General features: G+C 55.7%; 23 protein-coding genes. 13 read left to right on the top strand and 10 right to left on the bottom strand.

The window, feature by feature from the left end; genetic code table 11:
* Window positions 1–9: 9 nt before the first annotated feature.
* On the top strand, window positions 10–1,038 hold the full coding sequence (locus tag BUB27_RS01770) for a DNA cytosine methyltransferase (protein WP_143157823.1): 1,029 nt from the start codon (window positions 10–12) through the stop codon (window positions 1,036–1,038).
* 902 nt (window positions 1,039–1,940) lie between these two features.
* Here BUB27_RS01770 and BUB27_RS19060 read toward each other — a convergent pair.
* From BUB27_RS19060 to BUB27_RS01735, 7 genes are all read right to left on the bottom strand, one after another.
* Window positions 1,941–2,408 (bottom strand): ATP-binding protein, encoded by a 468-nt coding sequence (locus BUB27_RS19060; protein ID WP_268793962.1) that lies wholly within the window; start codon window positions 2,406–2,408, stop codon window positions 1,941–1,943.
* Between the two features lie 97 nt (window positions 2,409–2,505).
* The gene (locus tag BUB27_RS01760) at window positions 2,506–3,396 is read right to left on the bottom strand and encodes a DUF1376 domain-containing protein (protein WP_143157821.1); all 891 of its coding nucleotides are present in this window, start codon (window positions 3,394–3,396) and stop codon (window positions 2,506–2,508) included.
* Window positions 3,397–4,064: 668 nt separating this feature from the next.
* A complete protein-coding gene (locus BUB27_RS01755) occupies window positions 4,065–4,496 on the bottom strand; it encodes a hypothetical protein (RefSeq protein ID WP_143157820.1) in 432 nt (143 codons plus the stop codon).
* Between the two features lie 280 nt (window positions 4,497–4,776).
* The gene (locus BUB27_RS01750; protein WP_143157819.1) at window positions 4,777–5,052 is read right to left on the bottom strand and encodes a hypothetical protein; all 276 of its coding nucleotides are present in this window, start codon (window positions 5,050–5,052) and stop codon (window positions 4,777–4,779) included.
* Between the two features lie 443 nt (window positions 5,053–5,495).
* Window positions 5,496–5,786 carry a hypothetical protein gene (locus BUB27_RS01745; RefSeq protein ID WP_159434731.1) on the bottom strand — a complete coding sequence of 97 codons (291 nt, stop codon included), beginning with the start codon at window positions 5,784–5,786 and terminating at the stop codon, window positions 5,496–5,498.
* Entirely contained in the window at window positions 5,783–6,004 is a 222-nt protein-coding gene (locus BUB27_RS01740; RefSeq protein ID WP_143157817.1) for a hypothetical protein, read from the bottom strand. The genes BUB27_RS01745 and BUB27_RS01740 overlap by 4 nt, the downstream gene beginning before the upstream one ends.
* 35 nt (window positions 6,005–6,039) lie before the next feature.
* Complete coding sequence (locus BUB27_RS01735; RefSeq protein ID WP_143157816.1) at window positions 6,040–6,237, bottom strand: hypothetical protein; 198 nt, start codon at window positions 6,235–6,237, stop codon at window positions 6,040–6,042.
* Window positions 6,238–6,326: 89 nt separating this feature from the next.
* Between BUB27_RS01735 and BUB27_RS01730 the strand changes: the two genes are divergently transcribed.
* The 4 genes from BUB27_RS01730 to BUB27_RS01715 all read left to right on the top strand — a co-directional run bounded on the left by BUB27_RS01730 (window position 6,327) and on the right by BUB27_RS01715 (window position 9,651).
* Window positions 6,327–7,235, top strand: coding sequence for a S24 family peptidase (locus BUB27_RS01730; RefSeq protein ID WP_143157815.1), 909 nt, complete (start codon window positions 6,327–6,329; stop codon window positions 7,233–7,235).
* 227 nt (window positions 7,236–7,462) lie between these two features.
* Window positions 7,463–8,149 carry a putative polyvalent protein kinase domain-containing protein gene (locus tag BUB27_RS01725; RefSeq protein ID WP_143157814.1) on the top strand — a complete coding sequence of 229 codons (687 nt, stop codon included), beginning with the start codon at window positions 7,463–7,465 and terminating at the stop codon, window positions 8,147–8,149.
* A 429-nt stretch (window positions 8,150–8,578) separates the two neighbouring features.
* Window positions 8,579–9,019, top strand: a complete 441-nt coding sequence (locus BUB27_RS01720) for a hypothetical protein (protein WP_143157813.1) — start codon at window positions 8,579–8,581, stop codon at window positions 9,017–9,019.
* Window positions 9,020–9,240: 221 nt separating this feature from the next.
* Window positions 9,241–9,651, top strand: coding sequence for a hypothetical protein (locus tag BUB27_RS01715; RefSeq protein ID WP_159434730.1), 411 nt, complete (start codon window positions 9,241–9,243; stop codon window positions 9,649–9,651).
* A 36-nt stretch (window positions 9,652–9,687) separates the two neighbouring features.
* Here the strand turns inward: BUB27_RS01715 and BUB27_RS01710 are convergent, their stop codons facing one another.
* The 3 genes from BUB27_RS01710 to BUB27_RS01700 all read right to left on the bottom strand — a co-directional run bounded on the left by BUB27_RS01710 (window position 9,688) and on the right by BUB27_RS01700 (window position 11,235).
* On the bottom strand, window positions 9,688–10,077 hold the full coding sequence (locus BUB27_RS01710) for a hypothetical protein (protein WP_143157811.1): 390 nt from the start codon (window positions 10,075–10,077) through the stop codon (window positions 9,688–9,690).
* 6 nt (window positions 10,078–10,083) lie between these two features.
* Complete coding sequence (locus BUB27_RS01705; protein ID WP_143157810.1) at window positions 10,084–10,578, bottom strand: hypothetical protein; 495 nt, start codon at window positions 10,576–10,578, stop codon at window positions 10,084–10,086.
* Between the two features lie 192 nt (window positions 10,579–10,770).
* Window positions 10,771–11,235: an HIT family protein gene (locus tag BUB27_RS01700; RefSeq protein WP_143157809.1), complete on the bottom strand. Its 465-nt coding sequence runs from the start codon at window positions 11,233–11,235 to the stop codon at window positions 10,771–10,773.
* A 678-nt stretch (window positions 11,236–11,913) separates the two neighbouring features.
* Here BUB27_RS01700 and BUB27_RS01695 point away from each other — a divergent pair.
* The 8 genes from BUB27_RS01695 (at window position 11,914) to BUB27_RS01660 (ending at window position 17,787) form a co-directional block, all read left to right on the top strand.
* A complete protein-coding gene (locus tag BUB27_RS01695; RefSeq protein ID WP_143157808.1) occupies window positions 11,914–13,044 on the top strand; it encodes a hypothetical protein in 1,131 nt (376 codons plus the stop codon).
* A 943-nt stretch (window positions 13,045–13,987) separates the two neighbouring features.
* Window positions 13,988–14,326, top strand: a complete 339-nt coding sequence (locus BUB27_RS01690) for a hypothetical protein (protein WP_159434729.1) — start codon at window positions 13,988–13,990, stop codon at window positions 14,324–14,326.
* Window positions 14,327–14,364: 38 nt separating this feature from the next.
* Entirely contained in the window at window positions 14,365–15,054 is a 690-nt protein-coding gene (locus tag BUB27_RS01685; protein WP_143157806.1) for an SIMPL domain-containing protein, read from the top strand.
* A 312-nt stretch (window positions 15,055–15,366) separates the two neighbouring features.
* Window positions 15,367–15,765, top strand: coding sequence for a hypothetical protein (locus tag BUB27_RS01680; RefSeq protein ID WP_143157805.1), 399 nt, complete (start codon window positions 15,367–15,369; stop codon window positions 15,763–15,765).
* On the top strand, window positions 15,762–16,208 hold the full coding sequence (locus BUB27_RS01675) for a hypothetical protein (RefSeq protein WP_143157804.1): 447 nt from the start codon (window positions 15,762–15,764) through the stop codon (window positions 16,206–16,208). Before BUB27_RS01680 ends, BUB27_RS01675 begins: the two co-directional genes overlap by 4 nt.
* A 4-nt stretch (window positions 16,209–16,212) precedes the next feature.
* Complete coding sequence (locus tag BUB27_RS01670; RefSeq protein ID WP_143157803.1) at window positions 16,213–16,527, top strand: hypothetical protein; 315 nt, start codon at window positions 16,213–16,215, stop codon at window positions 16,525–16,527.
* A gap of 474 nt (window positions 16,528–17,001) precedes the next feature.
* Window positions 17,002–17,403: a hypothetical protein gene (locus tag BUB27_RS01665; protein WP_143157802.1), complete on the top strand. Its 402-nt coding sequence runs from the start codon at window positions 17,002–17,004 to the stop codon at window positions 17,401–17,403.
* 15 nt (window positions 17,404–17,418) lie between these two features.
* Entirely contained in the window at window positions 17,419–17,787 is a 369-nt protein-coding gene (locus tag BUB27_RS01660) for a hypothetical protein (protein ID WP_143157801.1), read from the top strand.
* Window positions 17,788–17,811 lie beyond the last annotated feature (24 nt).

Here is a 17,811-nt window from a genome sequence, read left to right as displayed (position 1 = left end):
TAAACAGATATGAGGAAGGCGATTGATTTATTTTCTGGATGTGGAGGTCTCAGTGAAGGTCTAAGACAAGCAGGCTTCACTATGTTGGCCTGTGCCGAAATCCGTCCTGAGGCTCGAGATACTTATTCTCAGAATCACCCTGATACGAAAATTTATCCAGACATCAGAGAATTAGAGGGATCACAAATACAGAAAGATTTTAATCTGAAAGTAGGGGAGCTTGACCTCTTGGCCGCATGTCCACCATGCCAGGGATTCTCGTCCATGAGGACCAAGAACAAGGAAGTTGCGGATGATCCACGTAATGAACTCATCTTTGATGTAGCTCGCTTGGCTAAGGAACTATTACCCAAAGTCATTCTTATTGAGAATGTACCTAGACTTCTACGTGATGAGCGTTTGGAAGAATTCAAGCGTATCTTGGGTTCAAAAAAGTATGGGTATAAGTTCTCTGATGGCGTGCTAGACGCTCAGGATTACGGAGTAGCTCAGCGCCGTAAGAGAATGATTCTTATTGCAACACGCTTCGGTGAGGCGGGCCTACCTGAGAAAGGCAACAACAAGGTATTTGTGAAGGACCTAATCAAAGGCCTTCCATCACCTGATGGGAAACACAAGCTACCTCTTCATCGACTTCGTCAGAATTTAAGTGCTCGAGTAGTAGAAAGGATTTCACTGGTCAAAAAGAACCGCAGCGAACTTCCAGAAGAATACGAACTTCCATGCCATAAAAGATACCCTAAAGGCTTTCGTGATGTGTACGGACGTATGAGTTGGGATGATGTAGCGCCCACCATCACAAGAGCCAGCCATAACCCTTCTAAAGGGCGATTCGTACACCCCTCAGAAAATCGTGGGATTACCTTGTACGAGGCCATGCTATTGCAGGGGTTTCCTAAGACCTATATTCTTCCTACGACACTCGGTATCGGCAAGATCTCTTCTATGATAGGTGAAGCTCTTCCACCACCACTCGGAAAAGCCCAAGGAGAACACATACGCCAGTTCCTGGAAACTCAGGAAGCCAACCTCAGCTAGGCGATATACCTTCCACCACCCCTCCGGGGTGGTTTTTTATTTTGGTCGGGGTACCCGGGGTGGCGCTTGCTAGGGCAAGCTTACCGCCGGGCTTTGTTCCATCATCCCTACGGGATGAAGCGCCGCTGGGCGATTGTCATTGGTCAGCCTATTAAGCCTGCTAGATGAAACCTACGCGACCCGCGTTGGGGTCGTGTTGTTTTTTTAATCCTATTCCCGGGGTAGCGATCCTGCGGCTCGCAACCCGCGGGCTAAAGTACGGAACCCCCGTTGGGGTTCTCTAGTGAGCATCCCGAAGGGATGAAGTAACAAGCCCAGAGTAAAGCGCAGCGTACCACGGGAACGCGTGTACCATCCCGGATGGGCTGGAGGAACGGAGGTAGCTCGTGCGAGAAATTTGCCAGATAGCTCTGCGATCATGGGGACCACTCGTTTAAATCGTCAATTCATGGAAGCTCAGCAATGATTATGTGATTTCACAAAATTACATAATGAGCAGACAACAGAGTTCACTAATTTCCGCATTAGAGCGCATCACGAATAAGAAAAAACGCCGTAGAGAAATTCTAATAAAGATTCTTTCTACAGTGCTTAGTAAAACATGGCAAGTAGCCCTGATCATCATCGGCTTATGGATAAAAGATCGATGGAGCCATTAGCTTATTCGTGAGATTCGTGTCATTCGTGGTGGAAATGCTTCATCGGGCCGGAATCAGTCATCAGTAATTAGTAATCAGTCATTCCCCGCAGGGGCCGGGTTTCATCTCGCCGGTAATCCATCCCAATCTGTGTAATCTGTGGCCAGGAAAGCGCCCTCTGGGCTCTTGTCATTGGTCAATGGTCAGGAGTCATTGGGGTTCCATTTAGACGGTATCAGTAATTTGTAATCAGTCATGCCCGCCTTACGGGCGGGCACGGTAGCTGCCCCAGTCGCAGTTGACGATGCCGCCGGTTTCTTCGGCGCGGGACCAAATGGAGCGGCCTAGGGCGGCGGGGATGTCCTGCGGGGGGTGGTTGGTGATGATGACGGTGGTTTTGAGGGCGTCATAGCGGTGGTCGACGAGATTGGTGAGGGTGCGGCGCTCCCATTCGGAGCCAGCGAGTTCGCTGAATTCATCGATGACGAGGTAGCCGGTGCGGCGGGTGCGCTCCAGGGTCTTGCGGGCCTCCACGGCGGTCTGGCCGCCCTCGTACTGCTGGCGGATCAGTTCTAACAGGTCATGAGCCTTGTAGTACCAGCCGCAGGGATGTCCGGCGCGCTGGCGCTGGTGTGCCCACCAGGTGGCCATCTGGGTCTTGCCGCCGCCGCGGTCTCCACAGAGGATGAGGAGGGCATCCCCGGCGGCCACGCGGTCACTGAGGGAGAGCATCTTCTCATGCGAGGCTCCGCCCTGCTGCTCGAGCGCGGCGATGTGGCGCAGCGGGAAGCGATGCTCCACCAGCTCATGCCGGCAGCTCTCCGGCCCCCTATAGCGAGCGGACGCTGATGCCTGCCCCTGCCTTGTCCCTCTGCGGCTGCTTGTCTGTGCTGCCGCTGCCTCCAGTTTTTCGATCACCTGCTGCATGTTTTTTTCTTTGCGTATAGCGTTTGCCACGTTCGTTTTCCTTTCTGAGTTCTGCCTCCAGCCTGACCTGGAGCACGTATTTCCATTTTTTGTTAGAGAGGAGATCCTCTCCTGTCTGCTTGTACCAATCCTGCCCGGCGTAGACGCCGTAGAACTCCCTGCCTACGCTGCCTGCAAATTCCTTCCACTCGTCCGGGGCACGACTGCGTGCATAGACCTCGCAATCGGATTCCTTCGGCGCACGCCGTCGCCTTTTTTTCTTCTCTCTCTCAACTACTACCGTAGTTGGAGATGAAGATGTAGTAGTAGTGCATACCATTTGCTCCGCGTTTGCATCGATTTGCGGATGCAAAACGGATGCAATTGCATCCCCCTGATCCTCTGTATCCCCCGTAGTAGAGGGGTTTTCCTCAGAAAGTGTTTCAGACTTTGTCTCGACTTGCTCGGAGTCATTATTTTCTACCCAGCGCAGTTTCGCGGCGACGGCACGCGCTCGCGAGTTCTTCTTTTGCTTCTCGCGCTCCTCATCCAGGCGATCGTGACGCAGTCTTTCCGGGTCATCCGGGTCCACGGTGAAGAGCTGCATGGCCTCTCTCACTGCGCGGGTCATGGTGGGGAAGCCGATCAGGACGGCGATCTTCTTGGCATCCGCCGGGAGGGTGCCGCTGAGCCAGCACTTGCAGAGCATGCGCATGTACGCGCCCTGGGCCTGCATGCTCATTTGCATGACGCTGTCTGAGCAGAGGTAGTCCTTCGGGTAAAACTGGAATGCGGGTGATTTCTTCTTAGGCATTGTTTTGTTAATGGTTAGATTCCCCGGTTGGGGAAGTGATCAGGATAAAGGAAAAAGGATAAAGGCTGGGTAGTTGCGTAACCTTCCTCCACCTGAGCGTGCGTTGTTGGTTAATGGTTATTTGTTAATGGGCCGGCTTGATGGAACCTGTTCTTCCACCCCTCCGGGGTGAAGCGCTGCTGGGCGCTTGTCATTGGTCAGGAGTCATAGGGAGCTTCTTGATGAGCCTTGCACGATGAAACCTGCGCGACCCGCGTTGGGGTAGGCCCCTGCGGGGCATGACTGATTAGTGATTACTGATGGATGTTCCCGGGGTAGCGATCCTGCGGATCGCAACCGCCGGGCTAACATCCGGAACCCCGTTGGGGTTCGCCCCTTCGGGTTTGTCAGGGGGCAATGGTGGGTAGGATCCGTAGCAGGTAGGGAGTAGCAAGTAGCGGAAATTTCCCCGAGGAAAATTTCATCCATGCTTTATCTATCCAGTCTGCATGTGTGGCTGATCTCCGGTTTATCCGGAGTGGCTACTTCCTACTCGCTACTGGCTACGGTACCGAATGATCTAAGCGGAAACTCAAGCCCAATGACTCCTGACCATTGACCCATGACAGCCCACAGGGCTTCGCTTCATCGTGCCGGGTTCCATCAAGCAGGGCTTTCTCCTTTTTCCTCTATCCTTTTTCCTCCCTCGCTTCCGCGAGGGAATCGAGCGCGCGCTCTAGCGCGCGGAACTCGCACATTTTTTCGGCGGTGGCGGCGCAGGTGGCTACGGCCTGGTCGCTGTCCAGCTTGAGGGCGCGGCGGATGATGGCGTGCGGGCAGCCACGCCGGTCTAGCAGCCAGCAGCTTACCCAGAGGGCCTTGCGCACGCGGTAGTCCAGGTTCTCCCGCGCGCCCTCCAGCAGGGTGCGGGCATCCGGCAGGCCGGTGAAGCGGCTGGCCACACACAGCGCCAGCAGCAGCTCCCGTTGCACCCGCGCATCCACTGGGGCCTTCACCCCCTTCTCCTGATTCTTTACCTGCCCGTGGGGAGACAAGCCCCGCGCGTCACTGGGACACACGGGACTCTCCTCGGCAGTACTGACACACACGTACTTCATCATTGCTCTGCTTGAATGTTTGCTTTGGTTCTGCGGAAGCCATTTTCTCTTCTACATAAGTTTGTTAGAAATGAGCGTGATCTGGTATGCGCTCCCCACCTGCGATGCCCCTACTCCCCTCAAGTACCCACCTCGGCATCGCTGCTCGCCACCCGGGGTCCCCACCACCCCGCGGTAGCGACTCCTGCGGACCAAGCTTCCGCGTTATGAAAAATTTTTCTTACTTTCTTACTTACTTACTCACCTAGTTACCGACTCACTTACTTACCTTTGAATAATACTGTTAGATAAGCACCTTCATCACTTCCTCGTCGGAGTCCTGCTGGGTGCAAGCGCGGCGCACGTGGCGCTTCACATTCTCCACCTCATAGGAATGCACCTGGCGGCGCTCCATGGCCTGGCGTGCCTTGTGCAGGGCCAGCGGAGTGGAACGCGCGCGGAACTCCATGCGCTGCACCGATCCCCCGCGCCGTACGCGATAGTTCACACTCGCCACACAAGCCTCAGCCACATCCAGCGGCTCCTCTCTCTCACTCATCCATCCTTGGTTGATCATCATTGGTTTTTTCTATTTACTAATTCTGTTAGATCGTTTGAAAATGTTTCCTGGTAGCTGGAAATGCTTCCTCTCGCGCATCAGCGCCCACACGCCGGCACACACACGGCCAGCCCTCTCCTCTCGGTTTTATTCGGGGGTTATTCCCCGGACCTCTCCGCCCTTCCTGTTAGAGAAACCGATCTGCCGACACACACACTGGTCACACACACACGATTCTCTCTCTAAGCGGGGAAGAAGGTCCGGGGCTTTGCTATGCCCGCGCTAGCCCAGCAGGTAGCGCAGGACCCCCGCCATGGCCGCTGCCGTGCCCCCGTAGGCCACCCAGCTCAGCAGCCTGCCTGAGCGCACGGGCCTGGGGCCCAGCTGCAGCTCAGACCCGCGGTGCTCATTGCGCTGCGGTGCCGGCGCCAGGCCCAGCCGCTCGCGCTCCTCCGTACTGCGCCTCATGCCGCGTCCTCCCTGCCACTGCAGGCCAGCATGGCCTCATCCGCCGCCAGGGCCGCGCGCTGCCTGCGCGCATGCTCGGGACAGAGGTATTCCTCATCACACCAGCCGTAGACCCCGCAGCAGTCCGCCATGTAGGCATCCACCGCGAGCGCCTCGCCGGTATCGATCTGGATTTCCTCCCCACAGCCCTCGCACTGGCAGCGGATGGCCATGCACTGCGGCCTCAGCCCCACCTGCTCCATCGCCACCATGGCATCGTAAATATCCGGTATCGTCCTGCCTCTCATCCTTGCTTCTCCATTTCCACTGTTCTGCTTTTCTCCTGCTCCGGATTCCTCCAGCAGCGCGCCGCCAGGTAGAAGCGGCGTCTCTCGTCCGCACCGTGCCCGAGCACGTCTGAGACGAAATCCGCCGCCTCCTTCACCCCATAGCCCAGCCCATTGACCAGGCGGAAGAACTCCGCCCGGTACTTGGTCCAGCCGCGGGGCGCCGGCGCAGTGTCCACCGCCTGGCGCAAGCGCTCCAGTTCACGGCAGCCACTCACGACAAACCTCCCTTCACCACTGGCTCAGCCACACACACACCCTGCAGGCGCACCTGCTCACCCTCGAACTGATCCAGCGCCCACCCCAGGATCACCTTGGTGGCATCCTTGATTGTCGTGTTTGCACCATCCGCCAAACTCCGTATCCGTATTTTCTGTTCCTCCGGAACTTCCAGTACTGACTTTCCACTCATCACAGGTATATAGTTACCTAACATGTAACCCGGCGACAAGTAAAAAGTTACTTCTCAGGTAACTTTCTTTAGGCTACACTCCCCCCGGCATGAAAATCACGAACTCAGTACGCGCCTCCATCCTTTCTGGCATAAGGAACAAGGGGATCAACCAGTCCGATCTAGCGGCCCACCTGGGCTTCCAGAAGAACTGGGCCACGCGCCTTTTCAACGGCACCCTGAAGACCCTGAGCGAGGAAAATGTGGATAAAATCTGCGAGTATCTGGGCATCACCCTGACAAAAGTTACCTCTTCCGGGGAACCAGTATCCCCGCTCGCCCTGCAGCTGGGCAAGGCCATGGAGGAGAACGAGCACCTGGCCATGGCGCTGGACCACCTGGCCCGCTACACGGAGGACCACCATTCCTCCTACACCCTGCCCTACATCCCCACCGAGGACCTCATCGCCTTCGGCCAGGAAATGGTGCGCGCCGCCCACGAGGACCCGGGCAAACCCGGCAAGGTGGGCCGCATCGGCGTGGTCTACATCGCCAGCATCCTGGAAAAGCTCAGCGAGGCCAAGCGCCAGGAAACCCGCCGCGCCTCCGCCACCACCACGGCCAGCCCCCCCGCCAGCGGCCATCACCTGCTGCCCTGCATCGGCTCCCTCTCCGCCGGCTCCGCCCTCTATACCGAACCCTTCCGCTGGGAGGACGAACCCAAGCAGTTCATCCGCGTGGACCGCAGCTACCCGGACGACCACTTCGCCGTGCAGGTCTGCGGAGACAGCATGGAACCCGGAATCCCGGACTCCTCCCTCATCGTCATGAAACGCGTCCACCCCGGCGAGGAAACCGAGGGCAAGATCTACGCCGTCTGCGAGGGCGGCGGCATGGTGCTCAAGCGCCTGATCAGCAAGTCCGGCCAATGGTACCTCCACAGCACCAACCCCAAGTACCCCGAGTACCAACCCCTCGACGACTCCATCATCCAGGCCCTCTTCGTGGACATTTGTTGATGATGATTTGTTAATCGTTAATGGTTATTGGTTAATGGGCCGGCTAGATGAAGCCCCTGCGGGGAGTCAGAAGGATATAGGAGAAAGGATAAAGGCCTGCTTGATGAAACTTTTTTCCACCACGAATTGCACGAATTTGACGAATCGTGGCTTGATGGAGCGAAGCCCGGCTTGCCACTTGGGCTCGAAAAATCTACTTTTCAAATCCACAACAGATTGTAGCTTAAATGCGTGATCGACGCCAAAAAACTGAGGGAGTCCCGCTCCCGCCACTTGTTGCGCAGCTCAGTGAAAGCTGTGAAGCAAGTGCGCGCCTTTATGGCGGCACAACCTATTACACCGAGGAAGTCGGGATCTTTCGAGCCTACGCAGGCAGGCACCAGCACTTCCTCACCCAAGCACCAGACACCCTAGACACCCAGCCCACTGCGGAGGGTAATGAACACCAGGTCTGGTACTGCGAAGAGCAGGCAAGCTTTCTCAAGGCCACTTGGCCAAACCACTTTGGCATGAAAGTCGTCCACCGTCAGGACGAGGAGCCCCAGTGCTCACCCATTGACTACCTGGAACGCTGGCACCTTCACAACGAACTCTTCGGGGACTCCGTGGAATTTCTCGGAGTGCTGGACACCCCTCGCGGCATGCGCCTCCTCATTACCCAACCCGCCATCGAGGGCGCAGTAGCCAGCCAGGAACAAATCCACGAGTTCTTCCAGAGCTCCGGTTGGCTCCCCTTCAAGGTCGACGGCAACATAGCCTACTACGACCCCAGCAGGGAAATCGTAGTCTCAGACACCCACCAGGGAAACATCATCGCCATGGAAGACGGCCAACTCGCCCCCATCGATCTCCGCGCACAGCTACTCAGCCCCGCCCTCACCTCCATCGTCCAAAGCCTCTGCCCGACCGTCTAAGGAGACCACCTCCCCCCACCCCGCAGGGGCGAACCCCAACGGGGTTCCGTACCTTAGCCCGGCGGTTGCGAGCCAAAGGGTCGCTACCCCGGGAACATCCATCAGTCATCAGTAATCACCAATCAGTAATGCCCCACAGGGGCCTACCCCAACGCGGGTTCCGTATTGGTTTCATCAAGCAGGTCCAAAGGCTCCTGACCCTTGACCAATAACAAGCGTCTCGTAGCCGCTTCAAAACATCGCCGGAAAGATCGCCGGTTTTCAGAGACGACTTGGCATCTACCTCTGATCATACAAAGGTTGCCGATAGCTTGAGGATCGCCGGTTTTCTCAATCCAAAATGCTGAAAAACCTCCTTGGCTTAATCCACCAAGCCCCTAGCATCCCAAGGTCGCACAACCCCGTCGTTTTACATCACGTACCCACCCCATGCGCTTCAAATCATTCCTTTTACTGCTTCTCTGCACCCTTCTCTGTGCCTGTGGCGAGAAGACCCAGCCGCTCACTCCGGTTCAGGAGGTGGGGCTGTACAGTTTTCTATTCGATGACTGCCCGTTTATGGTGATGGAAAGTGAAGTCGAGGAGATGAGTATCCGTGGAGCCGATAACAAGCATGAGTCCAAACTATCCCTCGGAGTGAGAGGAAAAATCATTCTTGGTGACCCATTGGGGAGCGTCTGCCATCACATCACAGATAGCTTTGTAGACAGCGGCTACACCATCACTCAAAACTTGAGCGACTCAAAAGGCGACAAACTCATCATGAAAGGGACCCATGGCACCGAGAGCTTTGTGATGGAGTTGGTCGTTATCGAGAAAGAATCGCTCCTGAACCTATTCCACTTCAAGATCCGCTATACCGAAGAATAGGGGCATAATGAAGCCCTGCTAGATGAATTTGCGCGACCCGCGTTGGGGTCGTGTTGTTTTTTTGCCACATACCCGGGGTAGCGATCCTGCGGCTCGCAACCGCCGGGCTAAGATACGGAACCCACGTTGGGGTTCTCTAGTGAGCATCCCTGTGGGATGGCCTCATGAAACTAGGTGTGGTTTATGATGACCTGTTAGACTACATTGAAAAACATCCACTCATGAAAATCTCCACAAGAATCCACACAACGATCACCGTGCTCCTAGCTATCTTCTGCGTGTATCTGGGCTATGGCTACTCTACCGAGCGCGCGAAGAACGATACCATGGAAAACAGGATCACGAGTGATCTCAGCAAGTTTGTGATCCTCTACATGTGCCACGAGGAGAAAGACCCTGCATTGGTACCAGAGCGACAAGCTCTGGCCCAAAAGCGTAATCTAGAGGCGATCCATGATCTCTCGGACTTCATCATCGAGCATGATTTATCCAATCAGTACACCCACATTCACCTCGAGGGCGTGATGAATGGCAACCGGAAACACCACTATCTCGATGAGCGCCAGCGAACCCTATTCGCCCGCATGCTGGATGAGTACTATTCCAAAAACCCGTCCATGCTCGTTGAATAAGGTTCCCCCACCTGAGCACGCGTTATGCGTGAATGGTTATTGCTTACTTTCCACGATTTCTGTCCACACGCTAATTAAAGAGGACATTTCTGATGACCAACTTTTAACGCATTTACTGGTTTGAATCCAATTTAGTATATAACTAGCCTGATCTAAATTAAACCATGCTTTGTAATCTGTTACTGAAGATTCATCATCATAGCTAAGCCTCGACAAAAAATGATATGTGGAATCGTCTTTGTAGAACGCTTCCCCTCCCTCTTCCTCAAGGAGGGCAATACTCGCGCCTACCATAGTCACGAACATGCTACCGCTGACATACATTGTGTTTTCTATGATTTTCTTCTTATCAGCCACAGACAAATCTTTTGGCAAAAAGTCTGTCGCTTTCCCTTTGGTTGGTGAAAATATCTCGGTAATATTCATCCTCTACTAGCCTTTGCTTTTGTGGGCGGCGATTTGCTCGTCCACGCGTTTCCATTCGCGTGCGATGCGGCGCTGGTCCTTGGGGGCCGGGGAGTACTGCCCCAGATGCGACAGGACGTATTCCGAAATCCGTTCGATCTCGCCGAGCAGGCGGTCGCTGATGCCTGAGCCGCTGTACTCCAGCTGCGCGGCGACTCCGCAGCCTAGTATGGACAGCTCGCAGTCGTAGCCCTCCTCATCTCCTGTCACCTCACGCATGTATCGATCGATGACCGGGAAGTAGTAGTCGAATGCCTTCACCCCCATGAACATGAAGTCCTCTTGGTAGTATGCGGAATGCGTGAGGAACAGCTCGTAGGCCTGCTCCAGGCTGAGGCCGCCAAAGTTCTGCCAGGCACATTGCGCATCCAGATGACCACCGCATGGATCAAAATCCTTTTCCGTGGGAAGCGGCGCTGTCCGGCGAGGGGATGGGAATTTCTCGTATGGGTCTTTGGCCATCGAAGTGAAAGGTGTGAGGGAAAACGATTACCCTACTTGATGGAACTTTCCTACCACAGAATACACGGAAGTGACGGAAGGCTGGCTAGTTGGAACCCGGCACTATGAAGCATTTCCACCACGGATTGCACGAATTTGACGAATCGGGCTAGATGGAACCCTGCTTGCACCTACAACGCCCTGCGACGCATCTCACCTTGGCTCAAACCGGGTTTTCACCCGCGCGATGGCTTCCTGCACGCTGGGGCCGTGGATGGGTCTCTTGTTTTCCGCTTCAATGTATTCCCTCCAGAGGAAGAGGGTGAGGCTGGAGCCATCGCAGAAGAGTTTGGAGTACTCTGGGTCCTGCAGGAATGCCTCCTCCAGCCAGGCATAGATGGGGATCACGTGGAAATGCACCGAATGCCCGTCGTCGTAACCGTAGCGGCTGCAGAAGACCCTCTTCGGCTGCAGCTCTTCCTCCACGTACCTGGTGGCCTGCACGATCAGCGTGCCAAGCTCCAGCGATGCTTCCTCGCTGATGTCCTGGAAGCGCTCCACCTGGCTATCGGCGGCCCCGATCATGAGGTAGCCCGGCATGTCCGTGTCCACGCGGTGATTGATGGTCCAGTGCTTTGCCCGGTGGACGATGAGGTGTTCAGGAATGGTGAAGGCCATAGGAATCAGTGGTGCTAGAGAAAACGATTACCCTGCTAGAGCTAGCATTTCTACCACGAATTGCACGAATCTCACGAATGCGGGCATGATGAAGCCCTACTAGATGAAACGTTCCTCCACCCCTCCGGGGTGGTTTTGTTTGGAGGGCCGGTTCCCGGGGTTGCGCTTGCCGGAGCAAGCTTACCGCCGCGCTTCGTTCCCTCATCCCTACGGGATGTAAGCCCTGCGGGCTGGTCATGAGTCATTGGGCTTGAGTTTCCGCTTAGTTCATTCGGAACCGTAGCCAGTAGGAAGTAGCGAGTAGCCTCTCCGGATAAACCGGAGATCAGCCACACATGCAGACTGGGTAGATAAAACATGGATGAAATTTTCCTCGGGGAAATTTCCGCTACTCGCTACTCCCTACCTGCTACGGTTCCTACCCTCCATTGCCCCCTGACAAACCCGCAGGGGCCTACCCCAACGCGGGTCGCGTATTGGTTTCATCTTATCGGCCTTTCTGCGTCTTCCGTGTATTCCGTGGTGGAAAACGCTTCATCTAGCAGGGCTCCAACGTGGCTGGGCTCTATTCTTGATTCTTGATTCTCAATTCTCCCCGCAGGGGGTTCCAAACTACCAGCTCGACGGGGGGCTGGTGCTGGGCTATGGATAGGGGCTGTGTAGTCGTCTGCCCTTGCTATGAAAACGTTCCTTCTTCTCTCCGTCGTCCTCTTGTCTGTGTTTGTCGCGTGGCGTGCCATGTCGCCGCCACGTGAGGGATCTCCCACCACGGCTGAGCAGCCGGCACCGACACAAGCCGCCAGAGAGAGAGAGCCGGATAACCTGCAAGCCGTGCAGCCAGTCCAGCACTCGACGCCTGCCAGACCTGACGACAGCGCGTCCCGCCAGGTCCTGCGGGAGGAACTCCACGGCGAGTGGGTGGAATTTTTCAAAGAGAACGACAAATTCATGTTAGGCAGCAAGCACCGGGAGTTTGCCAATGAAACAGTGGCCCGGCTAGGAGTCTCTGCCGAACTCGCGGAGCTGGTCACCCTGCTGGGACGCTCCGGTTATCCTAGCGCCGTGACCTTGATCGACAACGCGGTGAAAGCGCACTTCCTCCAGCACCCGGAGGCCGCCGTGGACTTCGCCCAGCGGGTCGAGGAGCCGGACAATTCCATGAACTCGCTGCACCTGCAGAAGTGGATCAGCTATGCTGGTGCGCAGATCCAGCTGCCGGAGGATGCCCTGGAGACCGAGCAGCTCTCACCCCGGCTACGCCAGCAGCTACGCTACGGCATGGCCAAAGGCCTGGCCGCCCGGGATCCCGATGCCGCCCTGGCACTGCTGCGGGAGGTCAATGCCGCCGGTACTCCCTCCGCCACACGCAGCGACAGCGTGCGCGATGCGGTCTCCGCCCTGCCAGAGGATGCCAACTACCTGCAACTGGCCGAGAGCTTCTTCGACTCCCCCTCCACGGACGATGCCTGGCGACGCGGGGCCGAGGATTTCTACCGCGCCTGGACAGACCAGGATGCGCTGGCCGCCGCCAGCTTTGTCCTCAGCCAGGAACCCGGCGAGTGGAGCGACAGGATGCTGGGCACGGTGATGGAAAAGGTAGCCAGGCAGAATACCGAGCAAGCAATCGACTGGCTGAAGCAATTCGATGACGAACGTACCTACTCCAAGGCCGCGGAATCCATCGTCTATCAGATCGCCCAAAGTCGTCCGGAAGACGCCCGGAAGATCACCGCCACCATCCCCTCCCAGGACACCCAGGCCAAACTCTACGAGCTGATCCAAGCCTTTGAAAACAAGTACAGTAGGTGAACGTTTGTTATTGGTGAATCGTACTTTTGTTATTGGTGAATCGTTATTCGTTAATGGGCCGGCCCCTGCGGGGAGAATTTAGTATCAAGAATCAAGAATCGAGCCCAGGCACGTTGGAGCCCTGCTTGATGGAACCTGTTCCTCCACCCCTCCGGGGTGGTTTTTATTGGGAGGGCCGGTTCCCGGGGTTGCGCTTGCCCCGGCAAGCTTACCACCGCTCTTCGTTCCAACATCCCTCCGGGATGAAGCGCCCTCTGGGCGCTTGTCATTGGTCAAGAGTCATGAGTCATTGGGGTTCCATCTAGCCGGGATCAGTAATCTGTAATTTGTAATCAGTAATGCCCCGCAGGGGCGAACCCCAACGGGGTTCCGTACCTTAGCCCGGCGGTTGCGAGCCGCAGGGTCGCTACCCCGGGAATTGGATAAAAAAAGAAGACGACCCCAACGCGGGTCGCGGATGTTCCATCTAGCAGGGTTTCATCCAGAACCTATTCGTGAGATTCGTGGTAGAAAAAATCTACCCATCGACAGCCGTTCCATCCAGCCCAGCAATCAGTCCCAATCTGCTTAATCTGTGGCTAGATACGTTTTCATCAAGCCCGGTTCCATCTAGCCAGGATCAGTAATCTGTAATCAGTAATTCCCCGTAGGGGCCTATCCCAACGCGGGTCGCGTATTGGTTTCATCTTATCGGCCTTTTTCCTTTCTCCTCTATCCTTCCCACTACCCGCAAGGCGGGCTCCAACTCAGAGATTGACCCGGGCGGCTGGTTCACTAGCTTGGGTGTCTATCGTTTTGCTTGTGTCTATGAAGATCATCCCGCTTATACTTTCGGCCCTCTTCCTCAGCGGGATCACCACCGGCGTCTTCAGCCGGAAGAACTAACAAGTATTCATTCAACTACTCAGAGATCCTACGTATGAAATGGTCATGGTATAACTTTATGCTCCAGCTGCTGCTGGGATTTGTCCTCTTTATCGCAGCCACATTGAGCATCTATGCCTTCAGGGATCCTAATCCTGAGCTAATGGTCTACGCCATGTTCACGGGCAGTATCATTTCCTGTGTCCTGCTAGCAATCATCAGCGGGCTGTTGTGGTGGAATCTCAGGGCCTTGCTCATCACCGTGGGATTGATTGCTACCGACATTACCTTTTCTCTTCCCTTCCTCATTCTGATGCTCGCGATTGCCAGCTTCCTCTACTTCGCCTCAAATAAAGCCCGAAGCTTCATCACCTACTTCACCGCAAAAACTAGCGAGAATGACTCCCCCGATGCCTAGAGCATTTCACCCTTTTACCCAAACACCGATAAAACCACATGAAATCCATCATCCTAACAGCCGCCTCCCTCATCCTCTCTCTCAGCGCCGCACAGGCGGAGATCGATACCAGACGTCACATCGAGGTCTCCGGCACTGCGGAGCTCCAGGTGGAGCCTGACCGCGCTGTCTGGTCCATCGCCATCCGTGGCGAGGCCGACTCTGTCTCCGGTGCCTCCCAGCAGCTGGACGAGTCCACCCAGGCGCTGCAGAAGGCGCTCAAGGAAGCCAAGTTCCCAGACACCACCATCCGCCTCAGCGCCATTTCTTCCGGCCGCCACTACACTGGCGAGGATGAGAACAAGGTCTTCGCTGGTTACTATGCCGAACGTAAAGCCGAGATCGAGCTCAAAGACCTGCAGCAGCGCCAGCAGATCGAAAGCCTCCTGCTGAGCGACAACCGCATCGAGATCAGCAAAGTCAGCACCCTCTCCAGCCAGCACGATGCTCACCAAAGAAAAGTCCTGCTCAATGCCACTGCTACGGCCAAGTCCAAGGCCGGCGACCTGGCAGCCGCGCTGGGCGCAGAGCTGGGCCAGGTACTCACCATCCAGCAGGGTTCACCCTCCTACCTACCCGGTCTCTACATCAGGAGTAACAGCATCGCAGCTCCCACTTTCGCCACCCCAACAGAGATGGAGAAACTCTCCTACAGTGCCACCATCACCGTGAAGTTCGAGCTGAAGTAGGGGCGCAAGTGGGGAGTATGGAGGAGAAAGGAGAAAGCCCAGCATGATGAAACTTTTCCTACCACAGAATACACGGAAGGGACAGAAAGGCCTGGTTGTTGAAGCCCGGCTTGATGAAGCATTTCCACCACGAATCTCACGAATCTCACGAATGGATGCATGATGAAACCCAGCTAGATGGGACTCGATGTGCAAACGTAACACCGTTAACCTAAAACGCCCTACCACAGATTATACAGATTGAATTTGATGTCCTTTTCCCTATTCCAGCCGATTCGTTTCTGTTAGTCTGGACTGATCGGCTGACATACCATGGACCAGCAAGTGAACAAACTGAACCGTGCCTACCATTCCTTTCTGAAATGGTTCCTCTGGGTTTATTTTGTCCTGGCGGTCATCGGGGTGATCTACAATGGATGGGACCGTGAGAACGCGCGCCTGGTCTTCTACCTCTACCATGCCGCCAATGCCCTGCTGGTGGTGGCTCTGCTGCGCGCGCTGGTCTGCAGGCGCAGCAGCCTATGGGCCGGCTGTCTGATCGCGCTCGGGCTGGTGCTATGCTTTGTCTACACGGGGCAGGGCGGACTCTTCCTCATAGCCATTGCCAAGAATTCCAACCAGGCCTTCCTGCTCACCGCCGTGATGAGCTACCCCATCCTCGCCTGCATCCAGCTCCAGTCCAGATTCGCCAAACCACTCACGACCCCATGAAACTTCACCAACTCATCACCTCCTTTCTCGCCGCGCTCGGGCTGCTGGCTCTCAGCTCTTGTGGGGAGAAGCCAGTCGTAGAGGCTGGGCCTGACTCAACACCCAAGAAGGCCCAAACCTGGGAGGTCATAAACTCTGACGGTGTGACGTACACAGTAGACCTGGTAACCCATAATGAGGATGAGCTTGTCGCCATCCTAGTGAGTGACGGGTCAGTAACCCAGCACAAGACCGAGATATCCTATGGACGCCTCATTATCGACGGAAAGGATTTTTCTGAAAAGAAAGAGAAGGTCTATGCCTACTTCAATGGAGAACTGATCGATATGCTCAGCAGGGACGCAGAGCTTTGCCGGCAACTGGAGGCCGAACTGGACTCGATCGAAGACGACAAAATTCTGGGTGTGGTGAAAACCATGAAGCAACTACGGGACACGAGATAAAACGATGAAGATTTTTTCCAGGCTGACTTACCAGGTCAGCTTCGGCATCACCGTTGCTGCGCTGCTGGCGGTCTTGATAGGCGACCTATTCTACTCGGATCTGCGCGCCCCGGATCTCATGGCACTGGCCTTCTTCCCCTTGATCTGGGCGATGGTCAGCATCGCATTCACCATCCCAACCTGCCTGATCCTGCTCTTCGTCCCGGTGGCGCGGGCCATCATCCGTCTCAGGCTGCTGCTGGCCAACCTCGCGGGCGCCGGCCTGCTCATCCTGCTGGTCAACGGCTCCCGGGCCGTGGATGCCATCATGCGCGTGTGAAGGGGGAGGCCCCTGCGGGAATTTTGTTATTGGTTAATCGTTGATGGGCTTGCTAGATGAAACATGTTCCCCCACCCCTCCGGGGTGGTTTTTGTTTGGAGGCCTGGTTCCCGGGGTTGCGCTTGCCCCGGCAAGCTTACCGCCGCGCTTCGTTCCAACATCCCTACGGGATGTAGCGCCCTACGGGCGCTTGTCATCGGTCAAGGGTCATGGGTCAATGGTCATGAGTTTCCGCTTAGTTCATTCGAAACCGTAGCCAGTAGGAAGTAGCTAGTAGCCTCTCCGGATAAACCGGAGATCAGCCACACATGCTGACTGGGTAGATAAAGCATGGATGAAATTTTCCTCGAGGAAATTTCCGCTACTTGCTACTCCCTACCTGCTACGGCCCATACCCATCTCTATCCTTTCCACTCCCCTCCGGGGCTCCTTTCTTCTTTTCACTGAGTGGCAGAGGCGTTTAGGATGATAGGTATGAAAATCATCACGTGTCTGTGTGTACCGCTACTCTGTATTACACTGCCCTGCTGCAAGGAAGCAGCCGGTACGAGCGATGCGGTGCAGGTGGAACCAAAGGTATCCACCCCGGCGGCAGACACGGCGAGCGCTGAAGAAAAAGAGATCACGGCTGAGGAGGTGAATCGCTTTGCATTTGTAGAGAAGGAGCTGGTCGCGAACCCGGGGGACGAGTCCGGCTACAAGCACCTCTACATGGGCAGCCGGGACGACTACGACTACTTCAGCGTACGCGAGAAATTTTATAAAATCCCAAGTGAGCAGCTGAGCCTAAAAAAAACCTTCACCCTGACCCAGGACAAAACCAAATGGCTGCCTATGAGAGTCCACTTCTCCCACGTCAAGTACCAGGGCGAATAAACCAAAACACCTAAGATGGCAGCCACCGAAATCCCCATCATCGAGTTCCAGTCAGGCGTACACTTTGCGCTGACGATCCTCTGCATCTGCGTGACACTGATCACTGGCGTGAGAGCAATCCTCGCCGCCCGCAGTGCATCTGCCAGCTACTATCATCGCCTCGGAGCACTGGGCTGCGCGCTGGGAGTCTGTCTTCTCTCCTACTGGGTCCACCGGGATTTCACCCTGCGTGACCTCAGCTGGTATACCAGCCAGGAAACCGCTATAGACCCCAGCCTGATGGCCCTGACAGAGGCCTACAACTACCTCAACCGAGCCAACTATCTCTACATCGCCCTCGTCGGAACCATCATGGGCTGCGTCAGCCTCTCGATGAAGAAATGAAGGCATTCATCTATTTTGTTAGAA

Source organism: Rubritalea squalenifaciens DSM 18772 (genome assembly GCF_900141815.1).
Taxonomy (GTDB): domain Bacteria; phylum Verrucomicrobiota; class Verrucomicrobiia; order Verrucomicrobiales; family Akkermansiaceae; genus Rubritalea; species Rubritalea squalenifaciens.
Note: the sequence above shows the minus strand (reverse complement) of the source record. Positions and strands in the feature narration are given on the sequence as shown.

Coding starts and splice junctions, on each gene's coding strand:
- BUB27_RS01670 (WP_143157803.1), top strand. CDS start 16,213: ATGAAGATTTTTTCCAGGCTGACTTACCAGGTCAGCTTCGGCATCACC.
- BUB27_RS01675 (WP_143157804.1), top strand. CDS start 15,762: ATGAAACTTCACCAACTCATCACCTCCTTTCTCGCCGCGCTCGGGCTG.
- BUB27_RS19060 (WP_268793962.1), bottom strand. CDS start 2,408: ATGCTCTCCCTCAGTGACCGCGTGGCCGCCGGGGATGCCCTCCTCATC.
- BUB27_RS01705 (WP_143157810.1), bottom strand. CDS start 10,578: ATGGCCAAAGACCCATACGAGAAATTCCCATCCCCTCGCCGGACAGCG.
- BUB27_RS01695 (WP_143157808.1), top strand. CDS start 11,914: ATGAAAACGTTCCTTCTTCTCTCCGTCGTCCTCTTGTCTGTGTTTGTC.
- BUB27_RS01690 (WP_159434729.1), top strand. CDS start 13,988: ATGCTCCAGCTGCTGCTGGGATTTGTCCTCTTTATCGCAGCCACATTG.
- BUB27_RS01725 (WP_143157814.1), top strand. CDS start 7,463: ATGCGTGATCGACGCCAAAAAACTGAGGGAGTCCCGCTCCCGCCACTT.
- BUB27_RS01660 (WP_143157801.1), top strand. CDS start 17,419: ATGGCAGCCACCGAAATCCCCATCATCGAGTTCCAGTCAGGCGTACAC.
- BUB27_RS01700 (WP_143157809.1), bottom strand. CDS start 11,235: ATGGCCTTCACCATTCCTGAACACCTCATCGTCCACCGGGCAAAGCAC.
- BUB27_RS01760 (WP_143157821.1), bottom strand. CDS start 3,396: ATGCCTAAGAAGAAATCACCCGCATTCCAGTTTTACCCGAAGGACTAC.
- BUB27_RS01750 (WP_143157819.1), bottom strand. CDS start 5,052: ATGATGATCAACCAAGGATGGATGAGTGAGAGAGAGGAGCCGCTGGAT.
- BUB27_RS01745 (WP_159434731.1), bottom strand. CDS start 5,786: ATGAGAGGCAGGACGATACCGGATATTTACGATGCCATGGTGGCGATG.
- BUB27_RS01680 (WP_143157805.1), top strand. CDS start 15,367: ATGGACCAGCAAGTGAACAAACTGAACCGTGCCTACCATTCCTTTCTG.
- BUB27_RS01735 (WP_143157816.1), bottom strand. CDS start 6,237: ATGAGTGGAAAGTCAGTACTGGAAGTTCCGGAGGAACAGAAAATACGG.
- BUB27_RS01730 (WP_143157815.1), top strand. CDS start 6,327: ATGAAAATCACGAACTCAGTACGCGCCTCCATCCTTTCTGGCATAAGG.
- BUB27_RS01715 (WP_159434730.1), top strand. CDS start 9,241: ATGAAAATCTCCACAAGAATCCACACAACGATCACCGTGCTCCTAGCT.
- BUB27_RS01665 (WP_143157802.1), top strand. CDS start 17,002: ATGAAAATCATCACGTGTCTGTGTGTACCGCTACTCTGTATTACACTG.
- BUB27_RS01770 (WP_143157823.1), top strand. CDS start 10: ATGAGGAAGGCGATTGATTTATTTTCTGGATGTGGAGGTCTCAGTGAA.
- BUB27_RS01755 (WP_143157820.1), bottom strand. CDS start 4,496: ATGATGAAGTACGTGTGTGTCAGTACTGCCGAGGAGAGTCCCGTGTGT.
- BUB27_RS01720 (WP_143157813.1), top strand. CDS start 8,579: ATGCGCTTCAAATCATTCCTTTTACTGCTTCTCTGCACCCTTCTCTGT.
- BUB27_RS01685 (WP_143157806.1), top strand. CDS start 14,365: ATGAAATCCATCATCCTAACAGCCGCCTCCCTCATCCTCTCTCTCAGC.
- BUB27_RS01710 (WP_143157811.1), bottom strand. CDS start 10,077: ATGAATATTACCGAGATATTTTCACCAACCAAAGGGAAAGCGACAGAC.